2 protein-coding genes and 1 pseudogene are annotated in these 3,750 nt (G+C 47.6%); 2 read left to right on the top strand and 1 reads right to left on the bottom strand.

Features of this window, described 5'->3' with window-relative positions:
* Nucleotides 1–218 precede the first annotated feature (218 nt).
* Both QUA74_RS29360 and QUA74_RS29365 read left to right on the top strand, forming a co-directional pair.
* Nucleotides 219–311: pseudogene (locus QUA74_RS29360) on the top strand (IS66 family transposase); the annotation flags it as partial.
* 367 nt (nt 312–678) lie between these two features.
* Entirely contained in the window at nt 679–891 is a 213-nt protein-coding gene (locus QUA74_RS29365) for an Hfq-related RNA-binding protein (RefSeq protein ID WP_333336245.1), read from the top strand.
* Between the two features lie 151 nt (nt 892–1,042).
* Here the strand turns inward: QUA74_RS29365 and QUA74_RS29370 are convergent, their stop codons facing one another.
* On the bottom strand, nt 1,043–3,358 hold the full coding sequence (locus QUA74_RS29370) for a cation:proton antiporter (RefSeq protein ID WP_333336246.1): 2,316 nt from the start codon (nt 3,356–3,358) through the stop codon (nt 1,043–1,045).
* Nucleotides 3,359–3,750: the final 392 nt, after the last annotated feature.

Here is a 3,750-nt window from a genome sequence, read left to right on the forward strand (position 1 = left end):
GTTCTGAGTGCAATTTATCTCACTTAGCCCCAGTCTCCCATAAAATAGGTACTTTATTTCCGCCATGCTGTACTAGACTCTTGAGATATCGAATAAATTTACAGGAAAGATTAACCAAAATTTTGGATTTAGCACCACAGCATCCGGATGGTATACGGTTACGAAAACGTTACGGTGGGCTGATTGACAATTTATTTCTATTTCTGGAAGATGCGACAATTCCACCCACGAATAATAGTAGTGAACAGGCGATTCGGATGAGCGTGATATTTCGCCGTGTGACCAATGGCTTCCGTTCGGAATGGGGGCGAGATTTGTTTGCTGCCGTTCGTTGAGTTGTTAATACTGGCAAGCGTCAGGGTTTAACTGCTTATCAATCTATTCAACAAGCTCTCTCTACTGATGGCTCCCTTTTTTCCCTAGTTGAGCAATTACGACGAACTTTATGCAATTTATAGTCCTTTCTAGTAAAATATAAACAAATATAATTTTTATAACTCCACAGGGATATCTAATTAATGGTAATGTCAATGGCTCAATGAATATCCGTCGAAAAGTAGCCGCCAAGGGGTTTCTCTCTCATTGGGGAGAGGCGCTTGTAATTGCGGCAGTAAGGGTTAAACGGCATAAACAGAAGAATATGGTTTAAGGTAATATTTGACTATATTTTTCTGAACTATGTCTGAATTTGAAACCGGATTGCCCAGCGTTCGCTTAATACAAAGCTACATCAAAGACAAACAACAGGTGCAGCTCAAACTCGTTACCGGCGACTTGCTAGAGGGCCGAATTTTTTGGCAGGATCATAGCTGCATTTGCCTCCTCGATCCCTCAGAAACACAAATTCTGATCTCGCGGCCAGCAATTGCTTATCTCAAACCCAACGGCTGAGGAGACGGGGAGAGTGGGAGAGGGGGACAGTGGGAGAATGGAGACGGAGAGATTGGGAGAGGGAGACAGTGGAACAAATCTTCCTTCTTCCCTCTTCCCTGTGCCCTCTTCCTTCTTCCTTCTTCCCTCTTCCTTCTTCCTTCTTCCTTCCCTAATCGCTAAACAACTTTTCGCTGACTTGGGCGGTGACAAAAGGCAGCTTTAAAGCAGGTTGCCGAACCGGCGGTGAGGCCGTCCGCTGCATCAAGCCGAGTTCGTAGAAGCCGCCGCACAGCAGTAAACGATCGCCTTCTTGCAAATTGGTAGTTCCGTCCGGCCAGCGAGTAAATTTCCCTTCCCGGCGGATCGCCCGCACCTGCACCCCGTACTGGCTAAGCAAATCTACCTCTGACAGTTTTTTGCCCGCCCAAGGGCTGTTTGCTGGCAGCCTTAGCCACTGGCAAGAACTGTCGCCCTGCGGCACTGCAACTTCCCCCTTCGCCAGCAACTCAAAACTGATGAGTTCTTCAGGTTCTCCCACTACAAAAAGTCGATCGCCCGACTGCAAAGCTGTCTTGCCGTTAGGATAATCAATTTCCTCGCCATTCTCGCGGACGATCGCCATCACACTCACCCCTGTCAACTGTCGCAAGTTAGTTTCTTCCAGAGTCATGCTGGCAATGGGAGAACCCGACGGCAAGTTGTACCACTCGCTGTTCATATCTCGAACCGCCACTTTCAAATCCCGCGAAACCGCCAAAGGTTCGCGCGGTGGCCGCAATTCCAGATAGCGGCTGCTGCGAATTTGCTGCACATCCCGCGCGATCGCCATTGCCGAGAGCCCCATGCCAGCCAGCAAGTGGGAAGACAGTTCTAAACTGGCTTCAAACTCCGGCTGCACGACTTCCCAGGCCCCCAGTTGGTAAAGCAGTTCGATGTCTTTATCTTGGTTCGCGCACACCACAATATCCAAATCCGGGACTAATTCTAAAGCCCGCTTCAGACACAAGCGAGTGCTCATGGGATCGGGAAGGGCGATCGCCATGGCTTTTGCCCGTTCCACCCGCGCGGCTTCCAATACGTGCAAGCTGGCAGCATTCCCGTAAATGTAAGGAATTCCTTGGACTCTGCACTCTTGAATTCTACTTTCTGACTCGTCGATCACCACAATTGAACAGTTGCGGCTTTGCAGCATTTTTACTAAAATTCTGCCGACTCGCCCGTAGCCGCAAACCACAACATGATTTTGTTCCGGCAAAGTTTCAGCTATTGCCACAGGTTGAGATGTTTCGTCAAAATAGCGCTGCAAAGGCCCAAAATTTTCCGCCCATTTCAATAACTGCGGCACGCTTCTCAATACAAACGGAGTCAGGACGAGGGTGACTGCCGTCGTGCCTAAAATTAACAGGTAAACGTCCCGCGAAACCAGCCCCATAACTTGGCCGGAACTAGCGAGTACAAAGGAGAATTCTCCTATTTGAGCTAAGCCCAAACCTGTGATTAATGCTGTTTTTAGCGGATAGCCAAATAGCCGGACGATCGGCGTTATAATCAAAAATTTGCCGACAAATACTAGAAATACCAGTCCCAGAATTAATTCTAGATGGTTCCAGAGAAACAGCGGGTCAATTAACATTCCGATGGTGACAAAAAATAAGGATGCAAAAATATCTCGCAAAGGCTCGACATAAGTGAGAGTTTGGTCGGCATATTCAACCTCTGAAATCATCAAACCCGCCACAAATGCGCCCATCTCGATCGAAAAACCCAAATATTCTGTCAGCAGCGCAATCCCTAAAGCCAAAACCACAACTCCCAGCAAAAACAGTTCCCGGCTTTCTGTTTGCGCGAGGTAGCGCAGCAACTGCGGTACGATCCAAATGCCCGCAACTACAGCACCGACAGCAAATAACCCGATCCGCAGCAGGGCCCACGCTACCGTCATGCCGATCGCTTCTGCTGGCTGGTTGAGTGCCGGCAAAACTGCTAGCATTAGCCCCAAAGCCAAATCTTGAACTACTAATATTCCCAGCATGACTTGACCGTGGGAAGTACCGGCTTCATTGCGCTCCATTAAGCATTTCAGTACGACTGCTGTCGAGGAAAGCGACAGAATCGCTCCTAAAAACACGCCTTGAGCGGGCGATTCTACCCAGCCTACAGCCAAGGAAATTGCAGTAGTAAAGGCGATCGTCAGCACAATTTGCAAGCCCCCTCCGCCCAAACTAATGGCTTTAACTTTCTGGAGTTCAGCGAAGGAAAATTCCACTCCCAAGGCAAACAACAGAAAGGCAACCCCGAATTCAGCCAGGGTGTCTACCTGAATTAATTCTTTAATCAGCCCCAAACCGGCCGGCCCAACTACGATCCCTCCCAGGAGATAGCCGAGAATTACCGGCTGTCGCAAAAGCGATGCAAAGAGTCCTCCTGCTGCGGCAGCAGCGAGAACTAGAACTAAGTCAACGATCAGTCGGAAGTCTTCTTGCACAACTTTATGAAAAAAGTATAAAGTTATATTATAGTCTCTAATGTGTTGACTAGGTTTAGTGGGTTGACTGTAGTTGAGGAACAAGCACAACGGCCACCCTCGACTAAGGTATTTTTTCATTGCACAGAGTTCAAATCCTCACAAAAAGCTTAACCTCTGGCAAGTTGATCGAGGGATTGCGGCGGTATTAGTGGTAATGTTTCACCTCAACGAGATGAGCGCCGAGAGATTAAATCAAGTTACTTTTTTTAAATTTATTTCAGGCTGGGTGGAGCGGTGTTGATTACTTTTTTGTATTGAGCGGTTTTATCATGGTAAGCTGTTGTACCTTTAAATAGGGTATAATAAAAATTAAGTTTAGTCAATTTTTACAAAAATGCCAGCCAAAAACC

It is taken from the genome of Microcoleus sp. LAD1_D3, assembly GCF_036702135.1.
In the GTDB taxonomy this organism is placed as follows: domain Bacteria; phylum Cyanobacteriota; class Cyanobacteriia; order Cyanobacteriales; family Microcoleaceae; genus Microcoleus.